Below are 18606 nucleotides of genomic sequence, written 5' to 3' on the forward strand. Positions count from 1 at the left end.
TTATTCAGCGTCTTTTTATGACCATCAAATCCGACAAGTGGATTCGGCGCATGGCCGAACAGCACAACATGATCGAGCCGTTCGTGCCCGATCAGGTGCGCACGAGCGAAGACGGTCGCAAGATCGTCAGCTTCGGGACGTCGAGCTACGGCTACGACATCCGCTGCGCCGACGAATTCAAGATCTTCACGAACATCAATTCGACGATCGTCGATCCGAAGAACTTCGATGAAAAGTCGTTCGTCGATTTCAAGGGCGACGTCTGCATCATTCCGCCGAATTCGTTCGCGCTCGCGCGCACCGTCGAATACTTCCGCATTCCGCGCAACGTGCTGACGGTCTGCCTCGGCAAATCCACCTACGCGCGCTGCGGAATCATCGTCAACGTGACGCCGTTCGAGCCCGAATGGGAAGGCTACGTGACGCTCGAGTTTTCGAACACGACGCCGCTGCCGGCGAAGATCTACGCGAACGAAGGGGTCGCGCAGGTGCTGTTCTTCGAGAGCGACGAGGTTTGCGAAGTGTCGTACGCCGATCGCGGCGGTAAATACCAGGGGCAGCACGGCGTCACGCTGCCCAAGACGTAGGCGCAGCGGCAGCCGTCGTTCACCGTCATACAACGGACGCGCAGCGCGTAGAAACTAGGCAGTTTCGGCGGCCGCGGGCACGAGGGATGCGATGATCCCGTGCCCGCGGTCACAGTGTCCTGAGTTGGGCAACGCTCAACCCAGGACACTTGTTTTTGGAGATTCGTCCATGAAGTTTCGTTTCCCCGTCGTCATCATCGACGAAGATTTTCGCTCCGAGAACATTTCGGGCTCGGGCATCCGCGCGCTCGCGGAAGCGATCGAAGGGGAGGGCGTGGAAGTGCTCGGCCTGACGAGCTACGGCGACCTGACTTCGTTCGCGCAGCAATCGAGCCGCGCGTCGTGCTTCATCCTATCGCTCGACGACGACGAACTCATGCTCGGCGAAACGGGACCGGACGGGGAGTTGCCCGAGTTGGCCACGGCCATTCTCGAATTGCGCGCGTTCGTCACCGAAGTGCGCCGGCGCAACGCGGACATCCCGATCTTCCTCTATGGCGAGACGCGCACCTCGCGCCATTTGCCGAACGACATCCTGCGCGAGCTGCACGGCTTCATTCACATGTTCGAGGACACGCCCGAGTTCGTCGCGCGCCATATCGTGCGCGAAGCGAAGGTGTATCTCGATTCGCTTTCGCCGCCTTTCTTCAAGGAACTCGTCAAGTACGCGGACGAAGGCTCGTATTCGTGGCATTGCCCGGGGCACTCGGGCGGCGTCGCGTTTCTGAAAAGCCCGCTCGGCCAGATGTTCCATCAGTTCTTCGGCGAGAACATGCTGCGGGCGGACGTCTGCAACGCCGTGGACGAGCTTGGCCAACTGCTCGATCACATTGGGCCCGTGGCGGCGTCCGAGCGCAACGCCGCGCGCATCTTCAGCGCCGATCACCTGTTCTTCGTGACGAACGGCACCTCGACGTCGAACAAGATCGTCTGGCACGCGACGGTCGCGCCGGGCGACATCGTCGTGGTCGACCGCAATTGCCACAAATCGATTCTGCACGCGATCACGATGACCGGAGCGATCCCGGTCTTCCTGACGCCGACGCGCAACAATTTCGGCATCATCGGCCCGATTCCGCGCGACGAATTCAAGCCCGAGAACATCCGCAAGAAGATCTTGGCGAACCCGTTCGCGCGCGAGGCGCTCGAGAAGAATCCGAACCTGAAGCCGCGCATTCTCACGATCACGCAGAGCACGTACGACGGCGTCGTCTACAACGTCGAGATGATCAAGGCGCTGCTCGGCGACTTCCTCGATACGCTGCACTTCGACGAAGCGTGGCTGCCCCACGCGGAGTTCCATCCGTTCTATCAGGACATGCATGCGATCGGCGCGGGGCGCCCGCGCACGGGCGCGCTCGTGTTCGCGACGCATTCGACGCACAAGCTGCTGGCCGGCATTTCGCAGGCCTCGCAGATCGTCGTGCAAGATTCCGAGCATGGCGTATTCGATCGGCACCGCTTCAACGAAGCCTATCTGATGCATACCTCGACGAGCCCGCAATACGCGATCATCGCCTCGTGCGATGTTGCGGCCGCGATGATGGAGCCGCCCGGCGGCACGGCGCTCGTCGAGGAGTCGATCGCCGAAGCGCTCGACTTCCGACGTGCGATGCGCAAGGTCGACGCCGAATACGGCGACGACTGGTTCTTCCAGGTGTGGGGTCCCGAAGCGCTTGCCGACGAAGGCATCGGCTCGCGCGAAGATTGGATTCTGCGCGCCGAAGATCCGTGGCACGGCTTCGGCCCGCTCGCGGACGGCTTCAACATGCTGGACCCCATCAAGGCGACGATCGTGACGCCGGGGCTCGACATGGCCGGCGACTTCGGCGAGACGGGGATTCCGGCCGCGATCGTGACGAAGTATCTGGCCGAGCACGGCATCATCGTCGAAAAGACGGGCCTCTACTCGTTCTTCATCATGTTCACGATCGGCATCACGAAGGGCCGTTGGAACTCGATGGTGACCGAGTTGCAGCAGTTCAAGGACGATTACGACACGAACCAGCCGCTATGGCGCGTGCTGCCGGAATTCGTCGCGCAGCACCCCGCTTACGAGCGCATGGGGCTGCGCGATCTGTGCCAGGCGATACACAGCGTCTACCGTGCGAACGACATTGCGCGCCTGACGACGGAGATGTACCTGTCGAACATGGAGCCCGCGATGAAGCCGTCCGACGCGTTCGCGAAGCTCGCGCACCGCGAGATCGATCGGGTGCCCATCGACGAACTCGAGGGACGCGTGACGAGCATCCTGTTGACGCCTTATCCGCCCGGCATTCCGCTGTTGATTCCGGGCGAGCGCTTCAACAAGACGATCGTGAACTATCTGCGGTTCGCGCGCGAATTCAATGAGCGCTTTCCCGGTTTCTCGACGGACATTCACGGCCTTGTGGCGGAAACGGCCGGCGGGCGCACGGAATATTTCGTCGACTGCGTGCGGGCTTGACGATGTCGACGCCGAACCCCCTTCTCGGCGCGCTCGCGTCATCGGCCATGCGCTGCGCGCTCGTCCTTGCGCTGTCGGCCGCGCCGCTCGCGGCGCGGGCCGAAGCGGCGCGGGCCGACCCGATCGATACGGCGATGCAGGCCTGCTCGGCGCGCGCGGATCGATCGTCGACGCCGGGTCAGGTGCAATGCATCGATGCGGCGCGCGATGCTTGGCAAGCGGCGATCGATGCCGCGATGCGCTCGATTGCCGCCAACGCGCCCGAGGACGTCAAGCGCCGCTGGGCGGACAGCCAGACCCGTTGGCTCGCGTGGCGCAAGGAAGAGGCGGCGCTGATTCACGCCGTTTTCGAGACGACGCGCGGCAGCACCTATTCGATCACGCAGGCGAACGTGCAGTTGCAATCGGTGCGTGATCGTGCGCTCGCGGTGCGGCATGCCGCCTCGCGGTTTGCGCCGCCTGCGCCGGCCCCGGCGGCAGCGTCTGCCGCGGCTTCCGCGGCTTCCGGTTCGGCATCGGTGGTGGCGGGTGCCGGCTCCGACGCACCGGCGGCATCGAGTCCGGCTGCCGCCGCGCCACGCGCGCAAAGCGACGACGCGCGTGCGCACGACGAGCGGATGCGGCCGTGCAATGCAGACGCGGCTTGCGAGCACGCGCAATTCGATTTGCGGCGTTACGAGCGCGCACTGCGCGAGAAGCTGCCGGCCCGCGCGCGGGCCACACTCGTTCGTGCGCAGCGCGCATGGTCGGCATATTTCGCCGCGACGGCTCCGCTCGGCACGGAAGCGGAACGCGCCGATCTCATTGGCGAGCGCGTTGCAACGATCAAGCGGCTATCGGAGACGGCCGGAAACGATTGAGGTGAGGGGGCGCTAGCGAGTCGCTCGCTACTCGCTTCGCTGTCGGGCGCGGCGAGGCTGAGCGAAGCCCTGCGCCGCGCTGGCATTCAAAGCGTCTTACGTGCCGCTTCGATAGCGGCGCGCACTTGCGCCGGTGCCGTGCCGCCCGGATGGTTGCGGCTACCCACCGAGCCTTCCAGCGTCAAATAGCCGAACACATCCTCGCCGATCAGATGGGCGACGTTCGGCAGTTCGCCGCGCATCTCGTCGAGCGTCAGATCGGCCAGATCGCAGCCGCGATCGACGCAGATACGCACGGCATGCGCCACGGCCTCGTGCGCGTCGCGGAACGGCAGGCCGCGCTTGACGAGGTAATCGGCCAAATCCGTCGCCGTCGAAAATCCTTGCAGCGCCGCGGCGCGCATGGCTTCGGGCTTCACGGTGATGCCGGCCACCATCTCGGCGAAAATGCGCAGCGTATCGGCGACGGTATCGACCGTGTCGAACAGCGGTTCCTTGTCTTCCTGATTGTCTTTGTTGTAGGCGAGCGGCTGGCCCTTCATCAGCGTCAGCAGCGCCATCAGGTGGCCGTTCACGCGCCCCGTCTTGCCGCGCGCGAGCTCGGGCACGTCCGGGTTCTTCTTCTGCGGCATGATCGAAGAGCCCGTGCAGAAGCGATCGGCCAGATCGATGAAGCCTACGCGCGGGCTCATCCAAAGCACGAGTTCCTCCGAGAAACGCGAGACGTGCGTCATGACGAGCGCCGCCGCTGCCGTGAATTCGATCGCGAAGTCGCGATCGGAAACGGCGTCGAGCGAGTTCGCGCAGATGCCGTCGAAGCCGAGCGTCTTCGCCACCGCGTGACGATCGATCGGATAGCTCGTGCCGGCCAGCGCCGCGGCGCCGAGCGGCAGGCGGTTGACGCGCGTGCGGCAATCGCGCATGCGCTCGGCATCGCGGCCGAACATTTCGACGTAGGCGAGCAGATGATGGCCGAACGTGACGGGCTGCGCGACCTGCAGGTGCGTGAAGCCCGGCAGGATCGTTTCGGCATGCTGCTCGGCCAGATCGATCAGGGCCGTGCGCAGATCCTTGATGAGACCGCCGATTCGATCGATTTCGCCGCGCAGCCAGAGGCGGATGTCGGTGGCGACTTGGTCGTTGCGCGAGCGGCCCGTATGCAGGCGCTTGCCCGCATCGCCGATCAGCGCCGTGAGGCGCGCTTCGATGTTCAGGTGGACGTCTTCGAGATCGAGCTGCCAGACGAATTCGCCGCGCTCGATCTCGCCTTTGATCTGCGCCATGCCGCGCTCGATGGCCGAGAGGTCGTCGGCCCCGATGATCTTTTGCGCGGCCAGCATCTTCGCGTGCGCGAGCGAGCCTTCGATGTCGACGAGCGCCATGCGCTTGTCGAAAAAGACCGACGACGTATAGCGCTTGACGAGCTCGGACATCGGCTCGGAGAAGCGAGCCGACCAGGCTTCGCCTTTTTTGTGCAGTTGAGACGTCATGATGATGGGCGGTGAGAAGGTGGGCCGAAGCGGCTGGGAAGCCGTCGATTTTATCACTGCCGCCCGGGCGCCCCATTGCCGCCATGCGCGCCGTGCGGGGAAGGCGCGGGCACGCCCCCGCCCGCCGCGACGCGCTATGCCGTCGCCATCAGCGATCCCTCGCATACGACGGGGCCGCTCGGCCCGTCCGCGCGGTGGGAGCCGCCCATCGGCTCGACAGAAACGGCGAGCTTCACGTAGGCGTTCATGCCGTGCACCTTCATGGCGACGACCTCGCCGGCCGGCAGCATCCCGAGCGAGACCATCTTGCCGTCGCGCATGACGCCCCAGAGCTGCTCGCTCTTGCCGGGCGGGGGGGCGTCGCCGCCGGTCATCCGATGCACGCTGGCCATCGCATTCTTGTCGTCCCACATCACGAAGGCCATCGTCGGGCTCTTCGGCTGATCGGGCGGCACGAGCGCTGCTACATAGGCCACGCGCTCGATCTTCGCGCCGCCCGGCTGCGCCGTTGGCGCATTCTGGGCGGTCTGCTCGACGCTCGAGCCTTCCGGCGCGAACGGCCGCAACGTCACGGCCAAGGCGACGACGGCCGCCAGCGCAAGGCCCGTGGCGCCGATCGACCAGCCGCGCCAGAAGGCGAGGGACTCGAACCAGCGCGCGCGCGCGGGAGCCAGCGCGGGGCGTGCGGCGGCCGGCCGCTTGGGCGGCTCGGCAGCCGCCGGCGCGGTGTTCCATGCCGCGCCGAATCCGAGCCTGCGCTCGATGCCGTCCCAGGCGCTTGCCGGCGGCTCGACGCTCGCGGCGAGCTCGGTCATCGCCCCAATGCGCGCCTGCCAGCTTTCGATGGCCTCGCGCACGAGGCGATCTTGCCGCGCCAGCGCCTCGAAGCGCTTGCGCGCACCGCCCCGCAGCACGCCGAGCGCGTACTCGCCGGCGAGGCGATCGATCAGATCGGGATTACGGTGTAAGTTCATATCAGCCTCCCGCACGGCCGCCCGAAGGGAGGCTGAGCCCCCACGGGGGGCAGCGAACGGAGTGAGCGTAGGGGGTCGTCATGGCCGTTTGCTCCCCATGCAAATCTTCAGTTTTTCGAGCCCGCGTCGCACCCACGATTTGACCGTCCCGAGCGGCACCGACAATTGCTCGGCGATCTCGCTGTGGCTCTGATCGCGCAGGTAGGCGAGCGTCACCGCCTGCCGCTGGCTCGCATCCAACCGCGCAAGGCAGATCGAAAGCTGCTTCGCTTGTTCGGACCATAGCGCCGAATCGGCCGGATCGCGCTCGTCGCCGGCGATGACTTCGTCCAGCGTGTCGCTCCATTCGGTGAGCAGCGCCGAGCCGTCGGCGGCGACGGCCTTTTGCCGGCGCAGGCAATCGAGCGAGCGATTGCGCACGATCGCCGCCATCCAGGTGAGCGGCGCGGCCAGCGTCTCGCGGTAATCGCCCGCGTGGCGCCAAATATTGACAAACGATTCTTGCAACGCTTCCTCCGCCCATTCCCGCCTCACCAATATACGAAGCGCGACGCCAAACAGTTTCGCGCTAGTGAGCTCGTACAGCGTGCGCAGCGCGCTAGCGTCCTGCGCGGCCACGCGCGAGAGCAGGGCGGCAAGCACGGGCGGCGTGGGTTCGTTGGGCAATTGGGTCATAGGGCGGCAGCGTGGCCGTCGTGAACGTTGGGCGCTATCTTACCGCCTGCGCGCAGCCGCGCCTGCAGTTCTTCATGCCCGCACGAGCACGACGAGCAGCAAATCCTCGCGATGAGCGGGCCGCAGCGTGATTTGATCGTAGACGACGCGTCCGTGCCGCGGATGATCGAACGCCCGTGTGCCGCCCTCGCGCTCGCCGACGTCCTGCGAGGCCCAAAACCGCACGAACGCCTCGCTTTCGGCGCTCAGCGCATCGATGAGGGCGCGCGTGGGGCCGTCGTTCAGATGGCGGATCGAATCGGCGCGGAATTCGGCCACCAGGCGGCGCGCACGCGTTTCCCAATCGACGATGAGCTTGCGTGCTTGCGCCTCGGTGAACGTGAAGCGCAGCAAATTGCGCTCGCGGGCCGGATCGGGCGGCCCATCGAGCCAGCCGACGAACAATTCCGCCGCTTGCGCGTTCCACGTCAGCGCATTCCATTGGCGATCGAGGACATAGGCGGGCGCGTCGACGAGACCGACCGTCGCGATCAGCGCCGCGGGCGCGTCGTTCGAGGCCGGCGTGGGTTCGGCCGGGTCGCGCTCGCCGGCCAGCTCGAATACGTAAGCGCGCTCGGCGCGCGACAGCCGCAGCGCGACGGCGATTCGGGCGAGCGCGTCGGCCGACGCCGATACGGGGCGCCCCTGCTCGATCCAGGTGTACCAGGTCGGGCTCACGCCACACATCTGAGCGACTTCTTCCCGGCGCAGCCCGGGCGTGCGCCGCCTCGGGCCCGGCGGCAGGCCGACGGCCTGTGGCGTGAGCCGCTCGCGATGAGCGCGAATGAATTCGCCCAGCGCCCGCGCGGGCGTGGCGTCCAGCGGGACCGCGGCACTCGTGGCACGCGTGGCAGTCGCGGGCAGTGCGGAATCGGAGTGGGGCGCGCTCGCGCGAGAACGGGACGGCGGGGCGGTGCTCATGAGGTCGATCGAAGAGACCAAAGAATCGAATAAATCGGAGGAATCGAATGAATCCGGAGCAGCGACGGAATCAGGTGAACGGAACGATCGAATGAATGCAGGGCCGGCGAGCCGCGCGATGCACTCGAAACCGGGTAGACCGGATACCAGGATATTTGCTTGCCTTGTACCGGTACCGCGCAGGTCATATTGTAGCGGTACGCGTCGCCGGACGGCTGATTGGCCGACGAAACGTCGACGTGCCGCGCCGGCTTGCCGGCTTCGCTTTTCTTTCATTCGCCGCCCAAGGAGCGCACCGATGAAACATCACGATCAGGTCGCGGACGCATTCGGCTCGACCGCCGCCGCTTATTTGACGAGTCCAACCCACGCGAGCGGCGCCGATCTGGAGGCGCTGGCCGCCGCGATCGGCACGACGCCCGACGCCGACGTGCTCGATCTCGGATGCGGTGGCGGCCATGCGAGCTTCGCGTGTGCGCCGCATGCGCGTTCGGTCGTCGCGTACGATATCGCCGAGCCGATGCTCGCGGTCGTGGAGTCGGCCGCCCGCGAACGAGGCCTGGCCAATGTCCGCACGAAGCAGGGGCCGGCCGAGCGCCTGCCGTTTGCCGATGGCGCTTTCGACTGGGTCGTGAGCCGCTTCAGTGCGCACCATTGGCACGACGTGCCGCACGCGCTCGCCGAAGTGCGCCGCGTGTTGAAGCCGGCCGGCCGCGTGCTGTTCATCGACGTGGCCGGCGCCGATCATCCGTTGCTCGACACGCATTTGCACGCCGTGGAGTTGCTGCGCGACGGCTCGCACGTGCGCAACTACCGCGCCGATGAATGGTTGGCCATGTTCGCCGCGGCGGGGTTCACGGCGAGCGTGCGAGAGCGTTGGCGCTTGCCGATCGAGTACACGTCGTGGATCGCTCGCATGCGCACCCCCGACGAGCGCGCACGGGCCATTCGTTCACTGTGGGAAGGTGCGCCGGATGAAGTGCGCGAGTACTTCGGCGTGCAGTCCGACGGCTCGTTCATGCTCGATTCGCTGATGATCGACGCGCATTGAGGCGCGGGCGCCCAGGGCCGAGATCCACACGAACCGCCCTGGGCAAGCGTCAACCGGCGAGCGCCGCGTAACGCGCGGCCCACGCGCGAGCCCATGCCGGCAGCGCCTCGCCGGCCATGGGGGCACCCACGAAGCCGCCTTGCGCGACATCGCACGACAACGCGCGCAGCACGTTCCAGTCTTCGAGATCGTCGATGCCTTGCGCGACCGTGCGCATGTTCAATTGGCGAGCGAGCAGCAGGCTCGCTTTCACGATGGCGTCGCGCGATGCGTCGCGGCTCGCGCCGTGCACGAAGCCGCCGTCGAGCTTCAACTCGTCGAACGGCACGTCGCGCAGATTGGCCAGCGACGATTGCCCCGCGCCGAAATCGTCGATGAGCAGGCTGATGCGCTTCAACCGCAACCGCGTAAGCACGTCGAGCGAAAGGAGACGATCGCGCGTCATCCGCGCCACGTTGATTTCGAGCACGAGCCGCGATAGCGGAAAACGCGCACGCGCGGCGGCGTCGACGATGAAGTCGGGGAAATCGAGCGCGGCCAGATCGTCCATCGACAAGTTGATGCCGACGCGAAAATCATCGCCCAAGTTTTGCCATTGCGACGCTTGCTCGAGCGTGGCCGGCAGCATCGTGCGCGTCAGATCGTTGAGCACGCCGTAATATTGCTCGCTGGCCAGCAGCCGATCGGCCGGCACGAGCCCGTCGCGCGGGTGCCGCCAGCCGAGCATCGCTTCGACGCCGACGACTTCTCCCGTGGCGAACGCGACTTGCGGCTGATAGCAAGTCACGATTTGCCCCGCCGCGATCGCATTGCGCAGCTCCTCGGGCGGATAAGCGGGCTTGGGCTCTCCCTCGCCATCGCACTCCGGTGTCGCCTCACCGTGCAGGCGCTGCTGCAACTGCTCGCGCGTGGCCGGTTTCGCGAGCGATCCGAGCACGCGCAGGCCGCGCGAATAGGCAAGCTTCTCGGCGCTCTTGAGGATGCGTGCGTCCTCGCCGCTGATGAGCACGACCTGCCCGTCGTAGCCGCGCTGCACCAGTTGGCGCAAGAACTCGACGCCGTCCATGCCCGGCATCTGCAGATCGGTGAAGACGACGTCGACATGATGGTCGCCGCACTCCAATGCGGCGAGCGCTTCTTGGGCGTGCTCGTACGAGAGGATGTCCTCGTAGCCGAGCTGAGTCAGCTGCCGCACGAGCACCTTGAGCACGAACGGCTCGTCGTCTACGACGAGGATCTTGGGGGGGCGTGTGCTTTGCTCCATGGACTACACCGTAGGTATTGCGATTGATGCGTCGCCTTGTTTGGCCTTGTTCGGCCTGGGTTTGCATTGCATTGCTCGGCTGGGCCAAGCGCTCACGACAGCGCCAAGGCGGGCAGGAATTGACGCAGCTTCTCGTGCAGCGTGTTCTTGTCGAACGGCTTGACGAGAAAATCGGCGGCGCCGGCTTTCAGGCTGTCGACGACGATGTTGCGCTCGCTGTGGCCCGTCACCATGAGGATCGGCACGTGCCCGAACTGCCCGATCGACTTGATCTTGCGCGTGGCTTCGACACCGCTGGTATCGGGTAACCCGACGTCCATCAAAACGAGATCGGGCTTGTGCTCCCACATCTGCTCGAGCGCTTGTGCGCCGGTGCCCGCGAACAGGACGTCGATCTCGAGCCCGTTCATCAGGCGGCCGATCAGCTTCTGCTGGAAGTCGTCGTCTTCGACGACGAGCACGGCCAGGCGCTGCGGTGCGGCGCTCGGCGCTTTCGCGGCCGGCTGTCGAGCCGGCGATGCATGGACTTCGGCCTGCTCCCCGCTTGCTTGGCGGCCAAGCCGTACCGTATCCGTTTCGGCTTCGGCGGGCGCTGCCGCGCGTGGCGGCTTCGGCGCGCTCACGCCCGCAGGCGCCGCGCGCGGGGTGAAATCGCCCGCTTGCTCCTTGGCCGTCATGATGCGCAGCGCTTGATGCACGGACATGCGGATGCGCGGCGCGTCGTTGGTCGCGGGCCAAAACAGCACGTAATCGTCGAAGTGCCCCAGGCTGCACAGGTCGTAGACGGTCCAGACGTCATGCTTGTTGCACAAGACGACGACGCGGTGGCGCGTCTCGTGCACGACGGTGCTGAGCCGATAGAGCCCGATGTAGTAGCGCTGGGCCGCCTCGAGCGTATCGAAGGCGAGGACGAGCACCGACGGCCGGTGCTGCTCGAAATCCTCGACGGCGAACTCCGGTTTCGTCGAAAGCCGCACGTTGTGGAACTCGTCTTGCAGTAATTTGCCGACGAGTTCCGCATCGGCCACCGATTGGCTGGCGACGAGGATCGCCGCGCGCTTGGGAGTCAGATCGTTGAGTTCTGTCATGATTGATCCGGTGTCCTAATTATCGTGATTCGACTGCGAGCAGTTGATCGAGAGACTGCTCGACGGCGGCCAGTGCCGCGTCGAACTGCTTGGCCCAATTGGCCAACAACGCGAGATCGCCCGCCTTGCCGGCATTCTCGAGCTCGGCGCACAGATCGCCGAGCGTGAGCGCGCCGACCGAGCGCGACGAAGATTTGAGCTTGTGCGCGATCGCGCCGGCTTCGCGGCCGCGGCCCGCATCGCAATGCGCGCGCAGCTCCGCCGCGAGGCGGCCGACCGACTGCTGATAGTCGGAGAGCAGCTCGCGCACGGTTTCGGGATCGTCGCCGACGATGCCTTTGAGCACGTCGATGTCGACGGCTTGCTCCTGCGTGGGCGCAGGCTCGGGCGCGGCGACGGGCACTGCCGCGGCCGGGGCCGCATCCGCGGGGAAGTGCGAATCGAGCACCGCTTGAAGGCGGGCGAGCTGCAGCGGTTTGGTCAGATATCCGTCCATGCCGACCGCCTTGGCCCGGGCCGCCTCGCCTTGCACCGCGTTTGCCGTCAATGCGATGATCGGCAGGCGCGTGCTTGTGCCTTCCTCGCGGCGAATCGTTTCGACGAGCTCGTAGCCGTCCATCTCGGGCATGTGCAGGTCGGTCAGCAGCAGTGCGTAGCGATTGGCTCGCCAGAGCGCGAGCGCCTCGCGCCCGTCGCCGGCGATCTCGGCGGCGTGGCCGAGCAGCCCGAGTTGACGCAGGATCACCTTCTGATTGATCGCATCGTCTTCGGCGACGAGAATCAGGCGTCCGAGCTCGCGTGCCTGCGCGATCGACGGTGCGGCGCCCGCCTGCGCGATGCGTGCGATGCCGCGTCCGCCGGCGTTGGCGTGCGACAGGGCCCGATGAACGTCTTCGGCCGGCTGTCCGATCTCGAACGGTAGGCTCACGGTGAACGTCGAGCCCACGCCCTGCTCGCTTTGCGCCGAAACGTCCCCGCCCATCAGTTCGCATAGGCGCCGGCAGATGGCGAGGCCCAGGCCCGTGCCGCCGAAGCGCCGCGTCGTCGAAGCCTCGGCTTGCGTAAACGGCTTGAACAGCTTCGGCAACGTGTCGGCCGACATGCCGATGCCGTTGTCGCTGACGTTGAAGCGGATCTGCACCCAGCCGGGTCCCGACGGATGCGGCTGAGCTTCGACCGCCACACAGACTGCGCCGGGCTTCTCGGCACGTCCGCCAGAGAATTTGATCGCATTGCCGACGAGGTTGTAGAGCACTTGCCGCAGCCGCGTGTCGTCGGACAGCACGACCTTCGGCAGATCGGGCGAAACCGACTTCGCGAGCTTCACGCCGGCGCGCTCGGCCACGTGCGTCAGCGATTGGCAGAGCCCATCGACGAGATGCGAGATCGACAGCGGAATGCGTTCGATATGGAGCCGGCCCGCCTCGATCTTCGAGAAATCGAGGATGTCGTCGATCAGCGTCAGCAAGGCGTTCGCCGATTCGCGGACCGTCGTGACCATGTCCCCTTGGTCGGACGACAACGGAGTTTGCGAGAGCACCTCGATCATGCCGATGACGCCGTTCATCGGCGTGCGGATCTCGTGGCTCATCGTCGCGAGGAACGCGCTCTTCGCGCGCGAGGCCGCTTCGGCATCGGCGCGCGCTTGCTCGAGTTGCTGCGTGGCGCGACGGCTTTCCGTGACGTCGCGCGCGGTCGCATAGATGAGCCCCTCGAGTTGGATGGCCTTCCAGGAGAGCCAGCGCGTGCTGCCGTCCTTGCAGACGTAGCGATTCTCGAACTGCTCGATCGGAGCGCCGGGGGGGCGGCTCTCGATTTCATGGATCGTGCGCGCCCGGTCCTCGGGATGGACGAATTCGATGAACGGACGCGAGAGTAGCTCGTCGGCAGACCAGCCGAGCACCTTCGTGAAAGCCGGATTCACGCGCTTGAAGCGGCCGGCCGGATCGGCCAGGCAAGTCAAGTCGAGCGAGAGATCGAAGAGCCGGTCGCGCTGCGTCTCCGCTTCCTTGCGGCCCGTGACGTCCTGCAGCATCACGAGCGCGCCGTGCACGCCGTCGAGCTCGTAGGGCACGGCCGTCATTTCGCCGAGGAAGGCGGTGCCGTCGAGCCGCAGCCACTTCGCTTCGCGCGCCGGTGTCGCCGTGTAGCGGCGCAGCAAGCGGCCGATGCGCTCCTCGATCACGTCGCGATGCTCGGCCTGCACGAATTCGGCGATCGAGAGCCCGCGGATCTGCGCGGCCGAATAGGCGCCGAGCATTTCGAGCGCCTTCGGATTGGCGAACGCGATCTTGAATTCCTGAATCAGGAACACCGCATACGGCGACAATTCGATCAACTGCCGATAGCGCGATTCGCTTTGCATCAGAGCCTGCTCGTTCGCGTGCTCGCGGCTCACGTCGCGAATCAACGCGATGACGCCGCTCGCATCCGCGGCGCGCCGCTCCACGCGCATCTCGTAGACGCACTCGAACGGTGTTTCGAGCCGGAAGACGTCGCTCGTCGAATGCGCGTCGGCCGTGCCGCACAGCATCGTCACGAAGCGCGTGCATTTTTCGTCGCGATCGGCGCTGACGTCGTTGCGAAACAAAGCGTGGGCGACATGCTGGCGCGTGGCGGTGGCCACCTCGTCGCCGCGCCAGCCGAGCAGTTCGAGCAGCCGCGGGTTGTAGCCGTCGATCCGGCCGTCATCGGAAAAGCCGAGCGCCGCGTCCGGAATCGCCTTGAACAGGGCGTCCGCGCGCGTCGCTTCGAGCAGGGTGCGCGTGTGGGCTTCGCGCTCGCGTTCGGATGCGGCGCGCAGGCGGCGGAACAAGCGCCATTGATTCGTCTCGGCGGCGAGAATCAATGCCGTGAGGATGACGCCCGCGATCAGCAGCGCGAGCGTGCGCAGGCGGAACGCCGCAAGGAAGTCTGCGTTGGAAAACCCCACCGACACCGCGAGCGGGTAGTCGGGCAGCGTTTTATAGCTGACGGTGCGCCGGATGTCGTCGATGGTGCTCGTTGCGACGTAGTGGCCGCGCTGCGCGTTGCCGAGCGCCACGCGCAGCGGCGAGCTCGGTGCGAGCCGGTGCCAGTCGAGATTTTCCCGAGGGCCACTGCGACGCGCGCGGATCGTGAAATCCTTCGTGCCGACGACGGCGACGACGCCGTTGCGGCCGATGCGCAGCGCATCGTAAAGCTCCGTTAGATAGGCCGGCGGCATGGAGACGACGATGACGCCGAGAAAGCGCCCTTGGGAATCGTTGAGCCGGCGCGACAGCTGGATCGATGCGAGGCCGCTCGCGCGCCCGATCACGGGGGTACCCACGAACAGTTGCGTGCTTGGATCGTCGATGTGCACGCGGAAGTGCTCGCGGTCGGAAAGATCGATGGGCTGGAACCGCTCGAGGGTCGACGCGCGCAAGATCCCGTGCTTGTCGATCACGGCCACCTGAACGAATACGTCGAGATCGAGTACGCCCGAATGGACGTAGTCCTGAAGCGGCAGGTCGACGCCGTCCCGGTGCACGAGCCAGGCGACGACCGATGCCACCTGATCCGCTTCGCGCAAGACGCGCGACGTATGCGCCGCGAGCGCGTCCGCAAGCGTATCGGCCTGCATGCGCTCGTCGCGCAATTCGGTGTTGAGGTCCCACGTCGAGAACGCGCCGAGCGCGACCCAAAGGGCCAGAATCAAGCCGAGCGCCGTCGCGTGGTTGACGCGCAACGTCAGCGGGATTCTAGCGAGCGATCGTAGGAGACGCGAAACGTAAGCCATGTTGCAACGAGTATCTTTAACGGTCCCGGCAGCCATCGTCGGTAGGCGGCGCGAAATGAGGCCACTGGCGTTCGCCCAGTGCCGCGATGCGGCCGAGCCGGGCATCAGCGAGATGGGGGACAAATCACGAACGCGCATTCTGCCGTTCCGAGCTTTTTAACGACTGAAATACGGGAAAACTTGAGCGGACGGATGGTGCGATGGGGCTGCGCGAGGAGGGGCGTCGCTGCTGCAGCGCGCCAAAAAGAAGAAGGCTGCCGCCTGCGCGAACAGCCTTCTCGATGTTGCAGCGCCGCGTGCGCGGCGCAATGGGGCGAATCCGTGCCGCGTGCCCGGTTCAGCCCGTATTGCGCAAGCCGGCGGCGATGCCGTTGATCGTCAAGTGGATGCCGCGCCGCACGCGCGTGTTGGAATCGCCTGCCCGGTGACGCTTGAGCAACTCGACCTGCAAGTGATTGAGCGGATCGAGATAGGGGAAGCGGTTCTTGATCGAGCGGGCGAGCAGGGGGTTGTCGGCCAGGCGTTCCGCCTTGCCCGTGATCTCCGACAGCGCGTGCGACGTGCGCTCCCATTCGGCGACGATGCGCTCGAACACTTTTTTGCGCAGTTTCTTGTCTTCGACGAGCTGGGCGTAGCGAGACGCGACGGCAAGGTCCGTCTTCGACAGCACCATGTCCATGTTCGAGAGCAGCGTCGAGAAGAACGGCCAAGTCTTGTACATCTTGCGCAGCGTTGCAAGGCGGCGCGCGCGCTCGGCATCGCTGGCCGCGCCTTCCAAATGCGCGGCGACGGCGCTGCCGAAGCCGTACCAGCCCGTCAGCAGCAGACGGCATTGGCCCCACGAGAAACCCCAGGGAATCGCGCGCAGATCTTCGATGCGGCGGTTCTTCGGATCTTGCAGCTTGCGCGAGGCCGGCCGGCTGCCGATGTTGAGCTCGGCGATCTCCGAAATGGGCGTGGACGAGAAGAAGTAATCGGTGAAGCCAGGCGTTTCGTAGACGAGCGCGCGATAGGCCGCCATTGCGGCGTTCGAGAGCGAGCCCATCGTCTCTTCGAAAGCGGCGAGATGGGCGGGCGTATTGCCGTGCGGCACGAGCGAGGCTTCGAGCGTGGCCGCGACGACCGTCTCGAGGTTGCGCCGGCCGATCTCGGCGTTGCTGAACTTGCTCGCGATGACTTCCCCTTGCTCCGTCAAGCGAATCTGGCCGTTCACCGTGCCGGGCGGCTGCGACAAGATCGCCTGATAGGTCGGGCCACCGCCGCGGCCGACCGTACCGCCACGGCCGTGGAATAGGCGCAGCGTGATGTCGCGCTCGCGGAACAGCGATACGAGCGCGAGTTCGGCGCGATACAGCTCCCAGTTCGACGTGAGGAAGCCGCCGTCCTTGTTGCTGTCGGAGTAGCCGAGCATGACTTCTTGCTCGCCGCCTTGATGGGCGAGCAGGGCATCGACGCCCGGCAGCGCGAAGTATTCGCGCATGATGATCGGCGCATTGCGCAAGTCGGCGATCGTTTCGAACAGCGGAATCACCATCAGCGCGTTCTTGGGGCGCGCGCCGCGGGCGCTGCCGAGCGTGCCTTCGAGCAGGCCGGTTTCCTTTTGCAGCAGCAGCACTTCGACGAGGTCGCTGACCGTCTCCGTATGCGAAATGATGTAGTTGCGCACCGCGCGCGCGCCGAAGCGTTCGCGCGTGACGCGGGCCGTTTCGAGCACGGCGAGCTCGCTTTGCACGAGCGGCGAGTATTCGATGTACGGCGAGCGCAGGAGCCGGGGCTGGGCGAGTTCGGCGAGCAGCACGCGCAGCTTGTCTTCTTCCGCAAGCGCCGCGTAATCGCGCTCGACCCCGGCGCGCGCGAAGAGCTCGGCGATGACGGCTTCATGGATGTCCGAACTCTGGCGCAGATCGATCGATGCAAGGTGAAAGCCGAAGACTTGCGCGGCGCGGGCGAGCGGCGCGAGGCGCGGCGTGGCGAGCGAGGCGCCGTGATGGGCCGCCAGCGAATCGACGAGCACGTTCAGATCGTTGGCGAACGCCTGCGCGTCGGCATAGGGCGCGGCATCGCGGTACACGCCGCTGCGCGTGTGCGCAGTGCCTTCTCCGAGCAGCGTGCGCGCGGTGGCGGCAAGACGCGCGTAGACGCCGATCAGCGCACGTCGATACGGCTCGCCGACGCGATGCGGCGATTGATCGGGCGAGGCTTGCGCGAGCACCTGCAGCGCCTCGCTCGTGCCGGCCAGCAGGTTGGAAACCGATAGCTCGGCCCCGAGCGCATGCACTTCTTCGAGATAGTGTTCGAAGATGACGGTGGCTTGGCGCGTGATCGCATGCTCCAGCGTGGCCGCCGTGACGTTCGGATTGCCGTCACGGTCGCCGCCGATCCAACTGCCCATCTGAAAGAACGGCGGCAGGTGCATGGCCTCGCCGGTCTGCTCGGCCAGCGCCGTTTCGACGTCGTCGTAAAGCCCCGGAATTTCCTTCAGGAACGTCGCGCGGTAGTACGACAGCGCGTTTTCGATTTCGTCGGCGACGGTCAGGCGCGAATCGCGCAGCATCCGGGTTTGCCATAGCGTCGTCACGCGTGCGCGCAGCATCGCCTCGTTGTGCGCGCGCTCGCGCTCCGTGAGCGGCTGATCGCGCTCGGCCAAGAGGTGCGCGATGTCGTGCTGCGCGTCGAGAATGCTCTTGCGCTGCACTTCGGTGGGATGGGCCGTCAACACGGGCACGATCAGTGCATCGTCGAAGAAGCGTTTGAGCGTGCCTGCGTCGAGATTGCCGCCGAGCGCGAGGCGGCCGAGCGCATAGGCGATCGTGCCGGCTTGCGGCGCCGAGCCCGCGAGCGCATGGATGCGGCGGCGCCGGTTGTGATGGCGGTCCTCGGCGATGTTGGCGAGGTGCGAGAAGAAGCTGAATGCGCGCACGACGCTCACCGTTTGTTCGGGCGTCAGCGCACGCAACTGCTTTTCGAGCGATTGCGCGGCGCTCGTGTCGTCCTCGCGCCGGAATTTCACGGCGTTTTGGCGAATCGTTTCGACGACGTGGAACACGGCATCGCCTTCCTGTTCGCGCACGACGTCGCCGAGCAGGCGCCCGAGGTAGCGGATGTCCTGAAACAGGGGCTGATCTTTGTCTTCGCGGCCGCGCGCGGCAGTCTTCGCAGGGGCGGCGCCATTGGCACGGGCGGCGACGGCGGGCTTGGCGTCGGCGAGCGCCGAGGTGGGCTTTTTGGACGAGCGAGGGGATGCATCGTTGCGGCGGGCGGTGCGCGCCGATCCGGGAGACGTCACGGTGGGTTCCTCAGTGAAGCCAGAGTAAAAAGGGGAGCTACTGCTGACAACTACATAAAACTGACCAAACGACTGCAACCTGCTGGCGTGCGCTTTTCATTTCAGGCGGCGATGCGCTCGTGGCGACCGCGCCCGGATGCCGGGGTGTGCTCGGCGCGCTTC

At 66.0% G+C, this 18606-nt stretch carries 12 protein-coding genes; 4 read left to right on the forward strand and 8 right to left on the reverse strand.

Features of this window, described 5'->3' with window-relative positions; translation table 11 throughout:
• Positions 1 to 17: 17 nt before the first annotated feature.
• The 3 genes from dcd (at position 18) to ACTHNZ_RS01330 (ending at position 3896) form a co-directional block, all read left to right on the forward strand.
• Positions 18 to 587 carry a dCTP deaminase gene (gene dcd, locus ACTHNZ_RS01320; RefSeq protein ID WP_440540683.1) on the forward strand — a complete coding sequence of 190 codons (570 nt, stop codon included), beginning with the start codon at positions 18 to 20 and terminating at the stop codon, positions 585 to 587.
• Between the two features lie 169 nt (positions 588 to 756).
• Positions 757 to 3036 carry an Orn/Lys/Arg decarboxylase N-terminal domain-containing protein gene (locus ACTHNZ_RS01325; RefSeq protein ID WP_440540684.1) on the forward strand — a complete coding sequence of 760 codons (2280 nt, stop codon included), beginning with the start codon at positions 757 to 759 and terminating at the stop codon, positions 3034 to 3036.
• 2 nt (positions 3037 to 3038) lie between these two features.
• Complete coding sequence (locus tag ACTHNZ_RS01330; protein ID WP_440540685.1) at positions 3039 to 3896, forward strand: lysozyme inhibitor LprI family protein; 858 nt, start codon at positions 3039 to 3041, stop codon at positions 3894 to 3896.
• Between the two features lie 86 nt (positions 3897 to 3982).
• Here ACTHNZ_RS01330 and argH read toward each other — a convergent pair whose 3' ends face one another.
• The 4 genes from argH to ACTHNZ_RS01350 form a co-directional block, all read right to left on the reverse strand.
• Positions 3983 to 5386 carry an argininosuccinate lyase gene (argH, locus tag ACTHNZ_RS01335; RefSeq protein WP_440540686.1) on the reverse strand — a complete coding sequence of 468 codons (1404 nt, stop codon included), beginning with the start codon at positions 5384 to 5386 and terminating at the stop codon, positions 3983 to 3985.
• Positions 5387 to 5520: 134 nt separating this feature from the next.
• Positions 5521 to 6360, reverse strand: coding sequence for an anti-sigma factor (locus ACTHNZ_RS01340; RefSeq protein WP_440540687.1), 840 nt, complete (start codon positions 6358 to 6360; stop codon positions 5521 to 5523).
• Positions 6361 to 6438: 78 nt separating this feature from the next.
• Positions 6439 to 7035, reverse strand: a complete 597-nt coding sequence (locus tag ACTHNZ_RS01345; protein WP_440540688.1) for a sigma-70 family RNA polymerase sigma factor — start codon at positions 7033 to 7035, stop codon at positions 6439 to 6441.
• A 72-nt stretch (positions 7036 to 7107) separates the two neighbouring features.
• Positions 7108 to 7995 carry a helix-turn-helix transcriptional regulator gene (locus ACTHNZ_RS01350; protein WP_440540689.1) on the reverse strand — a complete coding sequence of 296 codons (888 nt, stop codon included), beginning with the start codon at positions 7993 to 7995 and terminating at the stop codon, positions 7108 to 7110.
• A gap of 298 nt (positions 7996 to 8293) precedes the next feature.
• On the opposite strand from ACTHNZ_RS01350, the gene ACTHNZ_RS01355 reads away from it, so the two are divergent.
• Complete coding sequence (locus ACTHNZ_RS01355) at positions 8294 to 9046, forward strand: class I SAM-dependent methyltransferase (RefSeq protein ID WP_440540690.1); 753 nt, start codon at positions 8294 to 8296, stop codon at positions 9044 to 9046.
• 49 nt (positions 9047 to 9095) lie between these two features.
• Here ACTHNZ_RS01355 and ACTHNZ_RS01360 read toward each other — a convergent pair whose 3' ends face one another.
• The 4 genes from ACTHNZ_RS01360 to ppc all read right to left on the reverse strand — a co-directional run bounded on the left by ACTHNZ_RS01360 (position 9096) and on the right by ppc (position 18444).
• On the reverse strand, positions 9096 to 10310 hold the full coding sequence (locus ACTHNZ_RS01360; RefSeq protein WP_440540691.1) for an EAL domain-containing response regulator: 1215 nt from the start codon (positions 10308 to 10310) through the stop codon (positions 9096 to 9098).
• Between the two features lie 92 nt (positions 10311 to 10402).
• Entirely contained in the window at positions 10403 to 11398 is a 996-nt protein-coding gene (locus tag ACTHNZ_RS01365; protein ID WP_440540692.1) for a response regulator, read from the reverse strand.
• Between the two features lie 19 nt (positions 11399 to 11417).
• Entirely contained in the window at positions 11418 to 15158 is a 3741-nt protein-coding gene (locus tag ACTHNZ_RS01370) for a PAS domain S-box protein (RefSeq protein WP_440540693.1), read from the reverse strand.
• Positions 15159 to 15495: 337 nt separating this feature from the next.
• On the reverse strand, positions 15496 to 18444 hold the full coding sequence (gene ppc, locus ACTHNZ_RS01375; RefSeq protein WP_440540694.1) for a phosphoenolpyruvate carboxylase: 2949 nt from the start codon (positions 18442 to 18444) through the stop codon (positions 15496 to 15498).
• Between the last annotated feature and the right edge of the window lie 162 nt (positions 18445 to 18606).

Origin of the sequence: Trinickia sp., from assembly GCF_051953955.1 — a bacterium.
In the GTDB taxonomy this organism is placed as follows: Bacteria; Pseudomonadota; Gammaproteobacteria; order Burkholderiales; family Burkholderiaceae; genus Trinickia.